Origin of the sequence: Nocardia goodfellowii (genome assembly GCF_017875645.1) — a bacterium.
GTDB classification, from domain to species: Bacteria; Actinomycetota; Actinomycetes; order Mycobacteriales; family Mycobacteriaceae; genus Nocardia; species Nocardia goodfellowii.
In genome coordinates this window covers 4,184,930-4,202,888 of the sequence record NZ_JAGGMR010000001.1, presented here as the reverse complement: position 1 = coordinate 4,202,888, position 17,959 = coordinate 4,184,930, and the positions used below count along the sequence as shown (strand labels likewise).

Annotated in this window: 15 protein-coding genes; 6 read left to right on the top strand and 9 right to left on the bottom strand. The window is 67.7% G+C overall.

The features are described 5' to 3' along the window. Positions 1-133: 133 nt before the first annotated feature. From BJ987_RS19255 to BJ987_RS19245, 3 genes are all read right to left on the bottom strand, one after another. Positions 134-1,327, bottom strand: coding sequence for a Cmx/CmrA family chloramphenicol efflux MFS transporter (locus BJ987_RS19255; RefSeq protein WP_209891880.1), 1,194 nt, complete (start codon positions 1,325-1,327; stop codon positions 134-136). Between the two features lie 246 nt (positions 1,328-1,573). Beyond that, positions 1,574-2,794: a cytochrome P450 gene (locus BJ987_RS19250; protein ID WP_209891879.1), complete on the bottom strand. Its 1,221-nt coding sequence runs from the start codon at positions 2,792-2,794 to the stop codon at positions 1,574-1,576. Between the two features lie 133 nt (positions 2,795-2,927). After that, entirely contained in the window at positions 2,928-3,578 is a 651-nt protein-coding gene (locus BJ987_RS19245) for a TetR/AcrR family transcriptional regulator (RefSeq protein ID WP_209891878.1), read from the bottom strand. A gap of 146 nt (positions 3,579-3,724) precedes the next feature. Between BJ987_RS19245 and BJ987_RS19240 the strand changes: the two genes are divergently transcribed. After that, on the top strand, positions 3,725-4,672 hold the full coding sequence (locus tag BJ987_RS19240; RefSeq protein WP_209891876.1) for an oxygenase MpaB family protein: 948 nt from the start codon (positions 3,725-3,727) through the stop codon (positions 4,670-4,672). Between the two features lie 37 nt (positions 4,673-4,709). Here BJ987_RS19240 and aspT read toward each other — a convergent pair whose 3' ends face one another. Then, positions 4,710-6,392: an aspartate-alanine antiporter gene (aspT, locus tag BJ987_RS19235; protein ID WP_209891875.1), complete on the bottom strand. Its 1,683-nt coding sequence runs from the start codon at positions 6,390-6,392 to the stop codon at positions 4,710-4,712. Positions 6,393-6,431: 39 nt separating this feature from the next. After that, positions 6,432-8,057 (bottom strand): bifunctional aspartate transaminase/aspartate 4-decarboxylase, encoded by a 1,626-nt coding sequence (locus tag BJ987_RS19230; protein ID WP_209891873.1) that lies wholly within the window; start codon positions 8,055-8,057, stop codon positions 6,432-6,434. A gap of 163 nt (positions 8,058-8,220) precedes the next feature. Between BJ987_RS19230 and BJ987_RS19225 the strand changes: the two genes are divergently transcribed. The 4 genes from BJ987_RS19225 (at position 8,221) to BJ987_RS19210 (ending at position 11,770) form a co-directional block, all read left to right on the top strand. Next, complete coding sequence (locus BJ987_RS19225; protein WP_209891870.1) at positions 8,221-9,357, top strand: asparaginase; 1,137 nt, start codon at positions 8,221-8,223, stop codon at positions 9,355-9,357. A 48-nt stretch (positions 9,358-9,405) separates the two neighbouring features. Then, entirely contained in the window at positions 9,406-9,882 is a 477-nt protein-coding gene (locus BJ987_RS19220) for a MarR family winged helix-turn-helix transcriptional regulator (protein WP_209891866.1), read from the top strand. A 73-nt stretch (positions 9,883-9,955) separates the two neighbouring features. Next, entirely contained in the window at positions 9,956-11,386 is a 1,431-nt protein-coding gene (locus BJ987_RS19215; protein ID WP_209891863.1) for an MFS transporter, read from the top strand. Between the two features lie 102 nt (positions 11,387-11,488). Beyond that, positions 11,489-11,770, top strand: a complete 282-nt coding sequence (locus BJ987_RS19210; protein ID WP_209891860.1) for a hypothetical protein — start codon at positions 11,489-11,491, stop codon at positions 11,768-11,770. A 49-nt stretch (positions 11,771-11,819) separates the two neighbouring features. Here BJ987_RS19210 and BJ987_RS19205 read toward each other — a convergent pair whose 3' ends face one another. Then, complete coding sequence (locus BJ987_RS19205) at positions 11,820-12,977, bottom strand: hypothetical protein (protein WP_209891857.1); 1,158 nt, start codon at positions 12,975-12,977, stop codon at positions 11,820-11,822. Positions 12,978-13,123: 146 nt separating this feature from the next. Here BJ987_RS19205 and BJ987_RS19200 point away from each other — a divergent pair, with 146 nt between their 5' ends. Beyond that, positions 13,124-13,747: a class I SAM-dependent DNA methyltransferase gene (locus BJ987_RS19200; RefSeq protein WP_209891854.1), complete on the top strand. Its 624-nt coding sequence runs from the start codon at positions 13,124-13,126 to the stop codon at positions 13,745-13,747. Positions 13,748-13,749: 2 nt separating this feature from the next. On the opposite strand, the gene BJ987_RS19195 is transcribed toward BJ987_RS19200, so the two are convergent. Genes BJ987_RS19195 through BJ987_RS19185 form a run of 3 tightly spaced genes read right to left on the bottom strand, consistent with a single transcriptional unit; the run spans position 13,750 to position 17,954 of the window. Further along, positions 13,750-15,309 carry a serine/threonine-protein kinase gene (locus tag BJ987_RS19195; protein WP_209891851.1) on the bottom strand — a complete coding sequence of 520 codons (1,560 nt, stop codon included), beginning with the start codon at positions 15,307-15,309 and terminating at the stop codon, positions 13,750-13,752. Positions 15,310-15,313: 4 nt separating this feature from the next. Then, positions 15,314-16,570, bottom strand: a complete 1,257-nt coding sequence (locus BJ987_RS19190) for a DUF7373 family lipoprotein (RefSeq protein ID WP_209891848.1) — start codon at positions 16,568-16,570, stop codon at positions 15,314-15,316. Continuing rightward, on the bottom strand, positions 16,557-17,954 hold the full coding sequence (locus BJ987_RS19185) for a hypothetical protein (protein WP_209891845.1): 1,398 nt from the start codon (positions 17,952-17,954) through the stop codon (positions 16,557-16,559). Before BJ987_RS19185 ends, BJ987_RS19190 begins: the two co-directional genes overlap by 14 nt. Positions 17,955-17,959 lie beyond the last annotated feature (5 nt).

Here is a 17,959-nt window from a genome sequence, read left to right as displayed (position 1 = left end):
AGCGACCGATCGAACATAGCGGACCCGTCCGTCCCACACCATCGCCCCGCCGCGACCCGAACACCGGCTTAAGCCCGCTGCGGTCCAGCGGGAGTCCAGGGGCGCGGCCCGACGTTTCGCCGGAAGCGGTGCGTCAGTGTGCGTCCACTTGTCCCCGCTCGGCTCGGATCGTGCCGCGCCTACGGTGCGCCGCCAGGATCACGCCCACCGCCGCGGTCGTGCAGACCGCGGCGCACCACCAGGCCGTAGCGGGACGACCGGTGTAATCGACCACCACACCGGCGGTGACCGGGCCGAGAACGGCACCGATATTGAAGGCGGTGGTCGCCAGGGCGCCGGCGATGCGCGGGGCGGTCGGCGCGGCGGTCCGCACAATTGTCGCGATGAGCGTCGACCCGACGCCGAACGCCACCGCACCGGTCACCACCGACATGACCAGCACGCCGGTCAGCATGTGCGCGGCCAGCGCGGCCAGCAGCCAAACGCCCACGAGCGCAATGGTTCCGGCGGTGATGATCCGGCGACCATGGTTGTCGCTGTAGCGACCGGCGAGCGTGACACCGGCGAACGATCCGAGACCGAACAACGCCAGCGCCAGCGGCACCCACGGGCCGGCTCCGGCGACGCCGACGGTGATCGTGCCGAGGTAGGTGAACCCGGCGAAAGTGGCTGCGTTGACCAGGATTCCGGCCACTACGGCGACCCGCACCGGCCGCTGGGACAGCGCGGACCATTCACGCCGCATCGACGGCGCTCGCCCGTCCGGGCGACCCGCGTCGCCCATGCCGCGGCCGAGCAGAATCCACACCGGCACAAGCACTGCCGCGCTGATCACGGCGACGGCCCAGAACGCCGAACGCCATCCCCACACCTGCCCCGACACAGTGCCCGCGGGAACACCGGCGATACACGCCACCGTCACCCCGGACACCACCACAGAAGTCGCGCGCCCCACTTCCGTCGCCCCGACCAACCGCGGCAGCGCCGCCAGCACGACGGCCAAGAATCCGGCGTTGGCGACCGCCGCGACTACGCGAGTCACCAGCAACGCTTCGAATCCGGTTGTGAGAGCGCCGACTACATGAGCCGCACAGAACACTCCCAAGAACCCCGCTGCCGAATATCTGACGGGCAACCGCCCCGCCGTCATCGCCATCACCGGCGCACCCAACACCATGCCGGCCGCGAACAAGGAGGTCAGCGAACTCGCCGCCCCTAGGGATATCCCCATATCGCCCGCGATCTGCTCGAGCAATCCAGACACCATGAATTCGGACGTGCCCTGCGCGAACACCGCGACAGCCAGCACGAACACCACAATGGGCATGACAAACTCCCGGAAACCAGGGCACCACCGGCACAACGGCGGCACCCGAGATGATTGCGGAATCGGGCGACTCAGCATCCGATCGCAAGAAGCGACATCATCCGGCGTTGGGAGACAGCGAACACCGCCGGTCGCTCGGCGACCCGCGGAAACCACACTCACAACGCCGCCCGGCCACAGGCCGAGCGGCTATCGCCTGGACGCCTCCGGAGAATTCACGCCACCACCCTAACAACCGCCCGGGCGCTATTCGTAGGCGACTTCCCAGTGTTTGATGCCGTTGAGCCAACCGGAGCGCAAGTGCTCCGGCTCGGCGAGCTGGCGCAGGTTGGGCATGGTGTCGGCGATCGCGTGGAAGATCAGGTCGATCACCAGCCGGGCCAGATTCGCGCCGACGCAGTAGTGCGTCCCGGCCCCGCCGAAACCGACGTGCGGGTTGGGGTCGCGCAGGATGTCGAAGGTGAAGGGATCGGTGAACGCGTCCTCGTCGAAATTGGCCGAGCTGTAGAACATCGCGACCCGCTGACCCTTTTTGATCAACCGGCCGCCGAGTTCGACATCCCGAGTCGTCGTGCGCTGGAACACGGTGACCGGCGTGGCCCAGCGGACGATCTCATCCGGTGCGGTGCGCGGCCGCTCGGCCTTGTACAGCTCCCACTGCGCGGGGTGGTCGACGAAAGCTTTCATGCCGTGGGTGATCGAATTACGCGTCGTCTCGTTGCCCGCCACCGACAGCAGGATTACGAAGAACGCGAACTCCTCGGAGCCGAGGTGCTCGCCGTCGATATCGGCGTGCACCAGCTGCGTGACGATGTCCTCGGCCGGGCAGCGTCGCCGCTCCTCGGCCAATTTCCAGGCGTAACCACTGAGTTCGAGTCGTGCGGTCACCGATTCGGAGGCGAATTCGGGGTCGTCGGAACCGATCATCGAATTGGACCAGTGAAAGATCTTCTTGCGATCCTGCTGCGGCACACCGAGCAGTTCGGCGATCGCCTGCAACGGCAGTTCCGAGGCGACCTGCTCGACGAAGTCACCGCGACCGGACTGTTTGGCCTCGTGCACTATTCGCTCGGCCCGCTCGGCCAGCGCACCCCACAGGCCTTCGATGGCACGCGGGGTGAACCCTTTGGAGATGATGCGCCGATTCTTCGTGTGCTCCGGCGGGTCCATATTGAGCAGAATCACCTTCTGCATATCGAGCTGTTCGCGGGTGACGTCGGCGGTGTAGCGAACGATCGCGGAGTTCTCGGCGGAGGAGAAAGTCTCCGGGTGTCTGGAGATCTCTTTGATGTCCTCGAGTTTCGTGACGGCCCAGTAGCCGCCGTCGTGGAATCCGCTGTCCCGCTGTTCGCACCACCAGACCGGCGCGACACGACGGAGCTCCGCGAATTCCTCGGTCGGCCGGCGATGCGCCCACAGGTCGGGGTCGGTGAAATCGAATCCGGCGGGTATCGACGGTGTGGCCATGGCTATCTCCCACTGGTCCGCGCTCGGCAGCGACGGCGAAAGCGTGATCTGAAACACGTTCTACGTTCGATTCAAGCACCGAAACCCCTTCCGCCACGGGGCTACCGCGAAATTGCGTGCCGCGCACCGCCGCTCAGGAGTCGGCCGACGGGCCCACCAGCAGCTGGACGATGGATTGCACGAAGGCCTCGATCCGCTCGCGTGGATACTCGGCGGGTTCGCTGACCGCGAGCCGCCCGAGCATCTCGGCGATGGTGAGCAGCGCATTGGTCAGCAAGGCCGAATCCATTGCCGCCCAGCGCGCGTCGATGGCCAGCCCCATGCGCACCAGCGCCTCGGCCTGATCGAAGATGTCCGCCCGGGAACTGCGGATCGCGTCGCGATATTCATCGGGCGCACTGCCGGGGCCCGCGAGCACCAGCCGCCACCGGGTCGGATTCTCCAGCGCCACCGCCACGAACGCCTCGATCGTCGCCGAAGCCGCCACCACCGGATCGGCCCCGACCAGGTCGACCGGCAACGTATCGGCGACCTGCTCCAGCGCCAGGTCGCGTTCCCGTTCCAGCAATGCCTCCACCAGTTCGGCGCGGGTCTTGAACACGGTGTAGAGCACCGGTTTACCCACCCCGGCCTGCTGGGCGACGGCTTCCATGCTGAGCTCGTGCAACTCGACCCGCTCGAGCACCGCGAACGCCGCGTCCAGCAGCTGGACGCGGCGCTGCTCGGCCGGCAATCGGGCCGCGTATCGCCGGCGCGGACGTTGCGTGGATCGAGATGTGCTCACTGCCGCTTCGCCTCCATCGGACCCATCCTGCCAGTTCGTGGCCGCGTTCTGTAGCGCGGTCCGAGCCAAAGCTACGCACCCGTTGTATTCGGTCGGGACAATTGCTACGGTGGCGTTGTATTAGCTGGAACCGCAGAGGAGTCACCATGACCTTCGATCCGACCACGCTCCGACGGGAGGATTACGGCTTCTTCGGGCCCGATTCCCCGAGCTGGAAGATCTGGACCGCACCGACCGCCGTGATCGGATTCCAGCGCGCGGTGGCCCTCGAGTTCTTCGACCCGTTCCTGACCGCGTCGGTCTCGGACACGGCGAAGATCTACTCCGATCCGCGCCACCGCCTCGACATGACCTTCGCGTATTTCCTGATCGTGGCGATCGGCGATACACCGACCGCGATCAGAGCGTCCGAGCACCTGATGGAGTTGCACTCGCGCTCGACCGGCATCGAACCGGTCACCGGCCGCCGGTACAGCCCCAACAATCCCGACACCCAGCTGTGGATCCACCTCACCGGCTGGCATTCGGTGCTCAAGGCCTACGAGATGTTCGGTCCGGGCCGGCTCAGCACGGAGGAGGAGAATCGCTACTGGGAGGAATGCGCGATCGCCGCCGAACTGCAAACCTGCGATCCCCGCGATGTCCCGCGCACCCGCGAGGGCATCCAGGAGTACTTCGACACGGTGCGCCCGCGCCTGTGCACCACCGAGCGCGCGCTCGACGGCATGCACCAGATGCTGTTCACCTCCCCGAAGCACGGGGCCGGCTGGACCTACGCGATCGGCGCACGCCTGCTGGCGACGGCTTCCATCGCCACCCTGCCCGCCTGGATGCGCCGCCTCGGCCGCTTCGACCAGTGGCGCGTCATCGACCTGCTGGTGCGTCCGGCCGGCCGAATCCTGGTGTGGCTGTTCACATTGTTCGACAAGCGCGGCCTGATTCTGGCCGCCCCGCTCATCGCTCCCACCGCGGGCAAGATCCTGGAACAGCACGTGAAGCAGGAACTACCCGCCAACCCCGAAACCCGCTCGCCCGCGCAAGCGCGCGCCCGCTACGGAACACTCAACCGCCGGGTGGTCTCCGCCGCCGGGTGAACCGGCGGATAGCCACACCCGAATCGGTTGCGCCGCTTCAGGAAAGGGCTTCGGTCATGGCGACGGCGATCGGGCCCAGCAGCGGCAAAGCGACATTGGAGAGGGCGTAGACGATCGTGTAGGACATCAGCGGGGTGGCGTTGCCGGCGACCTGCTGGACGGCGGTGATGCCCGGTGTCGAGCACTGCTGCCCGGTAATCGCGCCCAGGGCCAGCGGTGCGGGGAGCTTCATGAACTTCCACGCGACCAGGAGTGAGACACACGCGGGGACGGCCGTCATCAGGACGCCGGCGATGGGGAGTCCCCAGCCGAACTTGCGCACCAGTTCCACCGCCTGCGGGCCGGAGGTCAAACCGACGACGGCGATGAATACCGACAGGCCGAGGGTTTTGATGACATCGGCGGCCGCCGGAGCGTACTGACCGATCTTCGGGTTCCGCGAACGGAACCAGCCGAACAACAATCCGGTCAGCAGGCAGCCGCCGCCGGTGCCGAGCGTCATCGGGATGTTCCCGGCGGGCACGACGATCTTGCCGATCATGAAGCCGAGCGCGACGCCGAGGGCGATGTAGATGACATCGGCCTTGACGCCGGGATCGAGCCGATAGCCAAGTCCTGGAACGGCTTCGGCGAGGTCGTTCTTCGCGCCGGTCAGCCGCAGCGTATCGCCGCGCTGCACCGGCATGCTGGGTCGCAGCGGGAGTTCCTTGTCCGCGCGGACGACGCCGGTGACGTAGAGGCGGTTGCCCAGCTTCTGCTCGAGGTCGCCCAGGGTGCTGGACTTGTCCTGGCGGTGATCGAGAACCACCTGGTCGATCTCGAGCGTGGTCTCGAGGTCTTTGCCCGGCACGATCTCGGGGCCGATCGCGTCTTCCGCGGGCACCATGGCCGCACGGGGTCCCACCACCAGCACTTGATCACCGGCCCGCAACACCACGGTGTCGGTGACCGCGATGACCTTGCCCCCGCGCAGGATTCGCTCGATCGTGAGGTGTCCCCCGAGATCCGCCGTGAGCGCCGCGACGGTTCGCCCGGCCACCCGCCGCACCTGGAAAGCGCGGCCGATCAGATCGGGCGCGGCGGCCACCTGGTCTTCGGCGTCCTCGCTGCCGCCGCCGAGTTGCCGCCACAGCTTGTCCGCCTCCTCGCGCAGATTGATCCGCATGATGAGCGGGAAGATCTGGCTCGACAGCAGCACGACCACGATCAGGCCGCAGATATACGAAATCGAATAGGCCGTTCCGACATTGGCCTGCAATTCGCTGATTTCCTGCGCCGGCCGGTCCAGCCGGGCGATGGCATCGGTCGCGGTGCCGACGGCCGCGGACTCGGTGGCGCCACCGGCCAGCAGACCGGCGGCCGTGCCCGGGTCGAGTTGCATGACCAGTGTCGCCGCCGCGGTGATCGCCAGCACGCCGGCGACCTCGATCAGCGTGAATGTCCCGTATTTCAGGCTCTTCCGGTTGAGGCTGGCGAAGAACGTGGGACCGGAGATATAGCCCAGCGTGAAGATGAACAGCGCGAAGGCGATGTTCTTCACCTGCTCGTTCACCGTGATGTGGCCCGCCATCCCGACGAAGATCGCCACGATCAGCGTGCCCGCCACCCCACCGAGGGACAGTTTCCAGATCCGGATCTTGCCGATCGCGTAACCCAGTGCCAGACAGAGGAACAGGGCGGCCTCGGGGGTGTCCTGCAGAAATGTTTTGATCGCATGCATGGAGTCGTCCTCCGGTCGATGCGGGCCGGGTCGGCGCGGCTAGGTGCGGCTCTGGAATTCGCGGTGGTACTCGTCCATGATTTCGCGCAGCCACCGGCCGATCTCGACGTAGCTGTCCTGCCGGAGATTCGCCAGCGATACCCGCACAGACCATTCCGGTCCGTCGAACCCGCCGCCGTTCAGCAATACGATCGAACCCTGTTGGGCGAGCCGGAAGACCGGGTCGACGGGTTCGTGCTCGGCGGCCAGCCACTCGGCGAACTCGTGACTCCAATGCTGTTTCACCCACATCATCAGGTCGAGTTCGACGTAGTAGTTCGCCGCGTTCGGATCCTGCGGCACCGGGACCCGGAGGCTTTCACACAGGGCCCGCAGGCGGCGGGCGATGATCGCCTCGCAGTCCTGCTTGTGCCGGGTGTCCTTGTCGAGTAGATCGGACAGGGCGAACAAGGCCATCTGGACCTGTTGCGGCGTCGACAATCCGGCGGTGTGATTGAGGGCGACATCGCGGGAATCGGCGACCATGCGGTCGATGAACTTGAGTTTCGCCGGTTCCAGGGCGATGCTGGAATACCGTTTCGCGAGCCGATCCTGCTCGGCGGCAGGCAGTTTCGCGATGCGGGCATCGAAGGCGTTGTCCTTGGCCACCGCGATGACGCCCAATCGCCACCCGGTGCACCCGAAGTACTTGCTGAACGAATAGACGCCGATCGTGTTTGCCGCCGCCGCCGACATGAGCGACTGGAAGCCTTCGACGAACGTGCCGTACACATCGTCGGTGATGATCGTGAGGTTCGGGTTCTCCTCGGCCGCGATCCGCGCGATCCGCTCCCGCGTCGCGGAATCCAGCATCACCGAGGGCGGATTCGAGGGATTGACCAGAAACAGCGCCTTGACGCTCGGGTCGGCGAGCTTCGCGATCTCCTCGTCGGGATACTGCCAGGTATGCATGCCGTCGGGCGCCGTCTTCGACGCCCGCACCTCGACCACGTCGAACTGGAAGCGCTCCAGATGCGGGATCTCCAGGTACGGGGTGAAGATCGGTGTCATGAGCGCGATCCGATCACCAGGCGCCAGCATGCCGTTCACCACACAGCTGTCGAACAAATAGCACATGGCGGCGGTGCCGCCCTCGGTGGCGAACAGATCCCAGCCGCCCGCCGGCGCGCCGCCCATCGCGAGGTCGAGGTAGGCGTGCACCACCTGTTCGATATGGGTCAGCATGCGGTCGGGCACCGGGTAGTGGTCGCCGTGGATCGCGTCGGCCAGTTCGCCTACCCACGCATCAGGATCGAAACCCAGTGTGGTGGTGCCGTATTCGACCGCTTCGCGCAGCAACCGCACCGCGTCGCCTTCGGGCTCGGCGGTGAGGAACGCGTCGAATCGGGCCGCGATTCCGCCGGGCTGGGGCATGCCCGCCAAGCCGGGGAATTCGTCCCAGTCGCGTTTGGCCTCGGCGACCGCGAATCGGCCGAGCAGATAAAAGGCCTCGCGGGCGACGACGGAGGTCCAATTCGGATTGCCGCGCCCCGCGTTGATCATCGTGTGCGCGGTCTTCTTCATGTGCTCGCCGGCCAGATCGATCAGCTCGTCCTTGAGCTCGAACGGGCTGAGCTGTTCCCATTTCTTCTCGGTCCGGCGATCGACCTGGTTCTCGACGCTCATCGTCCACCCTTCGTGTCTCGAAGTCCGGTCGATCTCATGGCCCGTGCACCGCAAGGATGCCCCGATTATGGCCGAACCGGAGGTGTTTGCCAGAAGATTGCCGCTAGGCTGCCTATCGCTACCGAGTGTGAGAACCGACGCTGCGTCCGATCAGGAGAGCACGATGGCGCGAAAGACCATGCTCCGTATCGCCGGCCTGGCGGTGTGCTCGGCGATCCTCGTCGCGGGATGCGGCGGCGAACCCGCCCCGGCCGCCCAGTCCTCCGCTCCCCCGGCGACCGGCGGCAAGACCAGCGACGCGCCGGTTCCCGCCGGCCTGCCCCGCATCAGCATCCTGGCCACGGGCGGCACCATCGCGGGCAAGGCCAACGCCAACTCGGCGGTCGGCTACACCGCGGGTGAGGCGAGCGCCCAGGACCTGATCGACGCGGTGCCCGGCTTGGACAAGATCGCGCAGCTGACCACCGAGCAGATCTCGAACATCGGTAGCCAGGACATGAACGAGCAGGTGTGGCTGCAACTGGCCGACCGGATCGAGCAGATCTTCGCCGACGATCGAGCCGACGGCGTGGTGGTCACCCACGGCACCGACACCATCGAGGAGACCGCGTTCTTCCTCGACCACGTTGTCGCCGCCGACAAACCGGTGGTCCTGGTCGGTTCGATGCGCCCGTCCACCGCGCTGAGCGCCGACGGCCCGGCGAACCTGCGTTCGGCCGTTCAGGTCGCGGCCGCGCCGGACGCACGGCGGCGCGGCACCATGGTCGTGCTCAACGACACCATCCACGCCGCCGGTGACGTGACCAAGACCAACACGACCAGCGTGCAGACTTTCGCCTCGCCGAACACCGGGCCCATCGGTCACGTCGACGCAGCGGCCGTGCGGTTCACCGAACCGCCGTCCACGCGGCGGCGGTCGACGTTCCGGGTCCCGGACAAGGCTCCGTTCCCCCGCGTCGACATCGTCTATTCGCACGCCGGCATGGATGCCACCCAGGTCAACGATTCGCTCGGACACGGCGCGAAGGGCATCGTCCTGGCGGGCGTCGGTGACGGGAACACCGCGAAGCCGGTCGTCGCCGCCCTCAGCGCGGCCGCCGGGAAGGGCGTGCTCGTGGTCCGTTCCAGCCGGGTCAGTTCCGGCAGCGTGGTGCGGAACGCCGAACTCGACGACGACGAGCTCGGCACCGTTTCCGCGCTCGCTCTCAACCCGGCCAAGTCCCGAATATTGTTGCAGCTGTTGCTGATCAACGGGATCACCGAGCCCGCCGAGGTCCAGCGCAGCTTCGCCGACGCCTGACAGATATGAGGGCGTGAAGATTATCCGCAACAGAACTATTATGGCGGCATGACGGCACTGGCACCCAAGCGCGATGAGCCCGACCTGTCCTTCCTGCTCGACCACACCAGCCATGTGCTGCGCACCCGCATGGCGGCGGCGTTGGCCGAGATCGGGTTGACCGCTCGCATGCACTGCGTGCTGGTGCACGCGCTCGAGGCGGAGCGGACGCAGATTCAGCTCGCGGAACTCGGGGATATGGACAAGACCACCATGGTGGTCACCGTCGACGCGCTCGAGCGGGCCGGATTGGCCGAGCGGCGACCCTCCAGCACGGACCGGCGAGCGCGAATCATCGCGGTCACTCCGGCCGGGGCGAAGATCGCCGAGCGGAGTCAGGAGATCGTCGACCAGGTGCATCGGGAGGCGCTGGGGGCGCTACCCGCGGCGGATCGCGAGAACTTGTTGCGCGCCTTGAACTCCCTGACCGAAGGACATCTCGCCGCACCGGCGGAGACGTCGGCGGCACGGCGCGCCCGGCAATGATCCGCTTCAATATTGTCTACAACAAAACTATCTAGTACGGTCACTCCTGTTGCTATCGAACGGGAGACCACCGATGACCAGTTCCAAACGCCTCGCCCTCGCCGTCCTGTCGGCGGCGACGTTGATGACCATCCTCGACGGCAGCATCGTGACAGTCGCGATGCCCGCGATCCAGCAAGATCTGGGCTTCAGCGCGGCCGGGCTCAGCTGGACCGTGAACGCCTACCTCATCGCCTTCGGCGGACTGTTGCTGCTGGCTGGACGGCTCGGTGACCTGATCGGCCGAAAGACCATGTTCCTCACCGGAAATGTGATCTTCACCGTCGCCTCGCTGCTCGCCGGAGCGGCCACTACGCCGGCGATGCTGGTGGCCGCCCGCTTCCTCCAAGGTGTGGGCAGCGCTGTCGCCTCGTCGGTGGTGCTCGGCATCCTGGTCACCTTGTTCACCGAGAACCGGGAGCGGACCAAGGCCATCGGCATCTTCAGTTTCACCGGCGCGGCCGGCGCCTCCATCGGCCAGGTGCTCGGCGGCGTGCTGACCGACGCGCTGAACTGGCACTGGATCTTCCTCATCAATGTGCCGATCGGTGTGGTGACCGTCGCGCTGGCGATCAAGGCGCTCCCCGCCGACCGGGGTATCGGGCTGGCCGCGGGTGCGGACGCGCTCGGCGCCCTGCTGGTGACCGGTGGTCTCATGCTGGGCATCTACACGGTGGTACAGATCGAGGAGCACGGCTGGACGTCGGCGCGCACGCTCGGCCTCGGGGCAGTCGCCGCCGGCCTGCTCGTCGCCTTCGTCGTCCGGCAGCAGACCGCGCGCACGCCCCTGCTGCCGCTGCGAATCTTCCGCTCCCGCAACGTTTCCGGTGCGAATCTGGTGCAGATGCTGACGCTGTCGGCCATGTTCGCCTTCCAGATCATCGTCGCGCTGTATATGCAGCGGGTCCTCGGCTACAGCGCACTGGCGACCGGGCTGGCGATGTTGCCCGCGGCCGTCGCCATCGGCGGTGTGTCGCTGTTCGCCTCGGCTCGGTTGATCACCCGTTTCGGTGCACGTGCCGTGCTGGTCACCGGCTTGGTCCTGCTGCTGGCCGGAATGGCTTGGCTGACCAGGCTTCCGGTGCACGCCTCCTACGTCGTCGATCTGCTGCCGATGATGGTGCTGATCGCCGGTGGCGGGTTGGTGCTGCCCGCGCTGGCCACGCTGGGCATGTCCGGTGCGAATGCCGAGGACGCCGGGCTGGCCTCGGGATTGTTCAACACCACCCAGCAGGTCGGGATGGCGCTGGGGATCGCCGTCCTGTCCACGCTTGCTGCCTCCCGCACCGGAAGCCAGTTGGTGTCGGGTGCCTCCGCAGCGGAAGCCTTGACCAGCGGCTACCGTTTGGCCTTCACCGTCGCGGCCGGGTTGCTGGTCGCCGCGCTCGTGGTGAGCGTGACCGTGTTGCGCCGGCCCGCGGGCACCGCTTCGGTCCCCGCGGAGCTGGCGGCGCCCGCGCTCTGATCCGTCCGTCGTCGCCGCCCGCACCGCGCGCCGGCGACGACACCGGACCCGCTGCGGCCGATGACCACGCCGATGTCGGAGGTCGCTCGTATGGTTGGGCACATGACCGAGATCCTTCCGCTCGCCGCGACCCCGCGGCCCGTGTTCGGCGATGCCGGCGTGCACGCCGTCGTCCGCGCCGGACGCACCGTGCACGCGGTCAGCCTGGTGCAATGGATCGGCGGGCAAGAAGCTCCCGAACTGCTCTGCCGCACCGGGGTGGCCGGTTGGTCACCGGCCGCGCTGGCGCCGACCCGGGCCGAGATCACCTGTGCGCGCTGCCTGCGCAAGGTCGGAGGCGGCACCGCCCCGGTGTCGCGGCAGCTCCCCCTGTTCGACGACTGAACCCGGTGGGACATTCAGCCCCACAGCAGGTTTCGTGCACATCGGTGGTTCAGCGGTGGCCGCCGGTGTGATCGTGGGAGCAGATGTCGGTGCGGCGGCCGTCGGTGGCTGTGGCGGCTTGGCCCGCGCCGTGGCCTTCCAGGGCCGCGAACGGTCCGCACTGGTTGGCGGCGATCCAGACATGGACCATCGGGTTGCCCGCACCGGGATTGACCGAGTTGGGCGGGCAGTTGCCCTGGGCGTCGGTGACGCCAGCGACCTGGGGTCCGTCCGGGCCGGACTTCCAGCAGAGGTTGTCGTGGACGTGCCACTGCATCAACGAGCCGCCGTAATCCACCAGTTCGGCGTCGTCGATCTTCTTGCCCTTGGCGATGTACATCGCCGAAACCAGCGTGCGCGCGGTGCCGTCGACCCGGTAGACGAGGGACTCCGGATATGCCGGATCCAGGAATCGGTCGTCCCGGATGTAACCGGCGTTAATGTAGTGCTCGTAGCCGGTGGCCGCGTCGCCGATGGAGCGAAAGCCCAGTGCCCCTACGGTATTCACGTCGGCGAAGGCGGGTAGCCGGTCGAGGGTGCTGCGGATCAGTGCGGTCGCGCGCTGTTGCTGCTCGGCGGTCACGCCCGGCACACCGGATACGTCGATCGGGGTCACCGGATCCCAGGGCCGCGGCCAATTCGCGCCCGTTCCGTGGTCGTCGTGGTGGTCGCCGGCGGTGTGCGCGTGCGCGGCGCCGTCGTGACTGTGCACGTGTCCGGCGCCGCTGAGCATCGCCGCTACGGCGAGCACACCCGCCAGTCCGGCCGCGGTCGCGGTGGGAACCGTCGGCAGGCTCGCCGCGGGCCGGGTCAGCGCGACAGCCGCACCCGCGATGGCGAGCAGCCCCAGTGCCGCGCACGTCGTGTCCAGGAATTGCGGCGCCTCGGCGGTGCCGAGACCGTCGGGCCACGGCAGCCCCGCGAACCGGGTGTAGCCCCAGATCGCCACCGCGACGAGGTTGACTCCTATCACCGTGAGAGGCACGGCCTTTCGGGTGCTGACCGAGGCCAGCAGCCCCGCCGCGCACTGTGCGGCCGCGAGCACCACCATCAGCCGGGCGAGGGTGGCGTGCTCGGTGTGCAGTCCCGCGGCGAACAAGTGCAGCGCGCCCGCCCCGAGCGAGGCCACACCGCCGAGCAGCAGGAATCCGTTACGCCCACCGGTCATGGTCGATCTCCTTCGTTCTCCGTGGACGCTACTGCCCCGGCGCCCGGCGCCGCGCCCGGAACTTGTGAGAGAACTCTGTGGTTTCCCGCCCCGCGCCGACCATCGCCCGCTATGCGCTCCGTGGCCGGTCCGGGGAGGATGGGCGGGTGGGTACGCGGGACAGCTATGACGAGATCGCCGAGGACTACGCCGCGCGGTTCGGCGCGGAGTTACGGGACAAGCCGTTGGATCGGGCGCTGCTGCGGGTATTCGCCGACACGGTCGGCGAGGAAGCGATAGTCGCCGATATCGGTTGCGGCCCAGGACATGTGACCTGGTACCTGGACCATCTCGGAGCGCGCACGGTGGGATTCGACTTGTCGCCGCGCATGGTCGAACTGGCCGCCTCGGCACACACGGACATCGAGTTCCGGGTCGGCGATATGCGCAAACTCGACGTGCCGGACGCCGTGTGGGGCGGCATCGTGGCGTTCTACTCGATCATTCATGTGCCGGTGACAGAACTGCCCGGGGTGTTCGAAGAATTCCACCGCGCACTACTACCGGGCGGTCAGGTGCTGCTGTCGTTCCATGTCGGCAGCGAGGTGCTGCACTTGGACGACATGCTCGGCCACCGCGTCGACCTCGAATTCCACTTCTTCGAACGCACGCAGATCGAGTCCCTGCTGACCGAAGCCGGGTTCCGCATCGATGCCACCCTCGAACGCCGCGCCTATCCGGCCGAAGTCGACACCGTTCGCGCGTATGTGCTTGCCAGCACACCGAATTGAGGCTAGATCGGTGCCGAAGACCACCAGCGGTCCATCAGGTCCTGGCCGGAGGTCCCGCCATAGACGAGGATTTGGCAGAAGTCGCGGCCGAGATCGTCGAAAAGAATCGAGAGCGCACCGGCCGGGCCGCCGCGCGGGTCGGTGATGTCGCTCCACACGATGCGGCCGGACCCGGAGAATCGTGTCCAGGCCTGGTCGCCGACCACCGCCTCCTCCGATCTGACCACCGCCGACTTCTCCTTGCCGCGATCGGAATTGCAGACCGCCACCAGAACATGCACCGGGTCCTTGTTCCCGTTGCAGGACAATCGGTTCTCGCCCTGGGCGGGGGCAGTCAGGTCGACCGGCCGGCGCTCGGCATCGATGGCGGCGCAGCGCATGTTCTGGTACCCCCCGGTGTCGGGATTGGCGGGGAGCAACCCGGGGAAAGCTCTCGCGATATAGGAGTGGCTGCCCCAATTGCCGGTTGCGGTAGTGGTGGTAGGCGGTGGTGAGGTCGTCGGCGCGGCACTGGTGGCGGACGGCGCTGATCTGACGCCCGAATCCCGGTTCAGGGCAACAGCTCCCGTGATGCCGAGCACCACGACCAGTGCCAGCACGGCGAGCCCGATGCCGAACTTCGCGCGGCCACTGCCGAGTTTCGCGTGTCCGCTGCCGAGTTTCGCGTGTCCACGCGAGGGTGGCGGAACCGGAAACCGCGGAACCGGTTGTGGCGTCCGCAGTCCGAAAGCACTCGCGGCGGCGCCGGCCAGCGCGCCACAGGATTCGTAGCGCTCGGCCGGATTCTTCGCCATCGCCCGGGCGAGCACGGCGTCGATTGCCTGCGGCAGTCCAGGATTGCGCTCGGTCGGACGCGGCGGCGGATCCTGCAAATGGGCCTGGATCACCGCGGCGGGCGTCGGCCGGGGAAACGGCCGCGAACCGGTCAGGAGTTCGTAGAGAGTGCCACCGAGCGCGTAGACGTCGGCGCGGTGATCGACCGTCAGCGCTCGCAACTGCTCGGGAGCCGCGTAGGCCAGCGTCGCCAGGACCGAGCCGGCTTCGGTCAATGCCGTGGATTCGCTTGCGGCCCAGCCGATTCCGAAGTCGGTGACCAGCACTCGATCGGCGTCGCCGTCCCGGGCTTCGATCAGGATATTCGCCGGTTTCACATCCCGATGCACCATGCCGGCGCGGTGGGCTTCATCGAGACCGCGGGCGGCCTGCTCGATGATATGCAGTGCCCGGTGCGGCGGCAGACCGGATCCGTTGCCCACCAGCGCCGCGGCATCGACGCCGTCGACGAATTGCATGGCGATCCACAGGCGGTCCTCGGTCACGCCGCGGTCGTGCACGGCAACGATATTCGGATGGTTCAGCCGGGCGGTCAGTTCGGCTTCGCGGATGAAACGCGCCCGGAATTCGGCATCCGCGCTGTGCTCGGGAGCCAGCACCTTGAGCGCCTCCCGGCGCGGCAGACGCGGATGCCTGGCCACGTACACCGTCCCCATACCGCCACCGCCGAGGACACGTTCGATCAGATATCCGGCGAACACCGTGCCGGGCCGTAGGTTTCCTAGCATCGGCTCACTCGCTACGCACCAGCAGCGCGTACTGCGCCGCGATCTTCTGCTGCGCTTCCCGGAGCGTGCGGCCGTAGGTAATGGCCTCGTACTGGCGGTACAACACTCGGCATGCGTAGCGCAACGCGTTCTTCCCGGCGCTCGCCAACGACTCCGTACACCGCCCGTCCGGCAGACCGGTGGGCGGCGGGGCCGCACGCTGCCCCTGCTCGTTCAGTTCGGACACGGTTTCGACGAACGCTTCCCGCGCTTCGGCCGCGTCGGAATGCTTGACCAGGACATGGCCCCCGTTCACCGCGAGCAGCATCCCGCCGTCGTCCTCCTCCTCGTCGTACACCTTCTCCCAACTGCCGTACCGGCCGGCGGCGCGCGGGCCATAGACGACCCCCGCCACGATGAAACCTGTGCGCCAGCCGGCATTCTCGTCGTTGCGGACCGCGATCACGGTCGGGACCGGCCACAGTCCCGGCGCTTCCGGCAGCAGCCGCGCCAGCATGCCGTCCCGGTCCAGCGGAAGCTGCGCGAACTTGTCCGACGGCGTCGGTACGAATTCCCGCACCCGTGTCAATTGGGCGGTGAACGCGGCACTCGCCAAACCGCTCAGCACAGCCAGATCCGGTGCGGTGTGACCGGCCAGCACGCTGATCACGAAGGGCCCCTCGGAGATCGTCGCCGCCAGCGTCGGCACCGTGGGACGCCAATGGGCATAGGCGCCAGGATGCTCCGCGAGCCGGACCGCGACGTTCTCCGGACTCACCGCGGTGTCGACGGCATCGATCTCCCCGGCCGTCTTGCGGGCGGCTTCGGCGTCAGGGAAGCGCAGCAGCATGACCGTGAGCAGTTTCGCCCGGCCGACAGCGACCTGGGCCGATATTTCCTGATCCGTCCCCCCGACCGAGAAGCCGGCGAGCATCCCGTGCCGTTCGAGCACCGCGCGCACCGGAGCGGCCAGGAAACCGGCTTTCGCGGGCGTCGGAATCGGCACCGAGGCTACCGACCCGAGACCGAAGGTCAATGCGGGATCGACGTCGAAGGGATCGACCACCGCCTCACCCATGCGGATCGATTCCAGCACCCGCCCGTGCGCCTCGCTGTCGTTACGCGGCTCGGCAAGAGGCCCGTCGACGCCGAACGGACCGACATCCAGCGTGGCCGGATCCGGCTGGGCGGCAATGGGTTTGCCTTCGACCGCGCAACCGGACGCCACCATGGCGAGGACGGCGAGCGCCGCCACTATCGATGAAAGGTCATAGCGGCGCACGAGACCACCACCCGTCGCGTAGACCGGTCCCGGATCCGGTTCCGTTGATAGTCAGATAACAACTCTTGCGCTGCGGACTGTCGAAGAACACTTCGAGGCGGCCGAGCACCCGGTTGTCGACGGTGGTGTAGTTGCCCCACCTCAGCACCCCGGTTTCCGTCCCGCGCGTCCAGCGCTGCTCGCCCTCGATCCGCCAGGTGTCGCCCTTGGGTGTCAAGGTCGCGCCCTTGACATCACAGCTGGCCTTGAGAGTTACCAGCGGCTCGGTGTTCCCGGCGCAGTACACGGTGGCGAAGCCCAGCGGCGTCTCGTCCATCGACACGGTGTCGAACTGGGAATCGACCGTATCGCAGCCGAAAATCTCGTCGTATCCGATCCCGTGTATCGAGGCCGGCAGCAGTCGCGGAAAGGCGTCCGCGACAAAGGCATGCGAACCCCAGAGCGCCTTCTTCAATTCCGGCGAGCGACTGGTGCCCACGGGAGCGTCGGCCGGACCGGCGGCCGAGCTCGATTCGTCGCGGGTCGCCCACACACCCACCGCCACCGCGGCACTCAGGACCAGAGCCAGGGCGATCGCGAGCAGGATCGGGCGACGCCGAGATTCCGGCGAGCCACCTTCGGCCGGGACATCGGCGGCGCCGGCCGCCGCGGCGGCCAGCGCGGCACAGTCGGGATAGCCGCCGGTCAATGCCGTGGCCACCACGGCGTCGAATCCCTTGGGGACCCAGGGGTTCACCTGTGTCGGCGGCAGAATCGTGGACCCCGGCGACGCCTCGGTGCCGGTGAGCATTTCGTACAGCACACGACCGAGTGCCTGCACGTCGACGCGGGGATCCACGGCGACCGGGGATGCCCGCTCGGTCCTGGCGGTGAGTGCCGAGCCGCCCGCCGCAAGGGCTTCCGGTGCGGAACTGCCCGCCGTCATGGCGCGGGGTGCCAAGCCGCCCGCCGCCGTCGCGCCGGGTGCCGAACTGCCCGCCGCCGTCGCACCGGGTGCCGAACTGCCCGCCGTCATCGCGCCGGGTCCAGAACCGCCCGCGAGGCGCACCGTGCCGGTGTCCTGCGGCACCGAACCCGAAAGTCGCACCGTCTCGGTGTCGTCCGGCGGAGACGCCTCGCGCACCGTCTCGGTGTCGTCCGGAACTGGCTCGTTTCGCACCGTCTCAGCGGTGTGGCCCGGGGTCGCCACCCGCACTAGATCCGGGCCGCCCGGCAGTTCGGCTACCCGGATGTCCGCTGCCCGCACGGTGTGGGCGGCCGCCCCATGTCGGCGGCGTTCGTCGAGCACCCGCGCCGTCTCGGTCACGATGTGCACCGTCCGGGCGATGTCGAGCGCACCGCGCGGGATCATCTCCGCGACGGTCATCTCCTCGGCTTCGATCACCATTC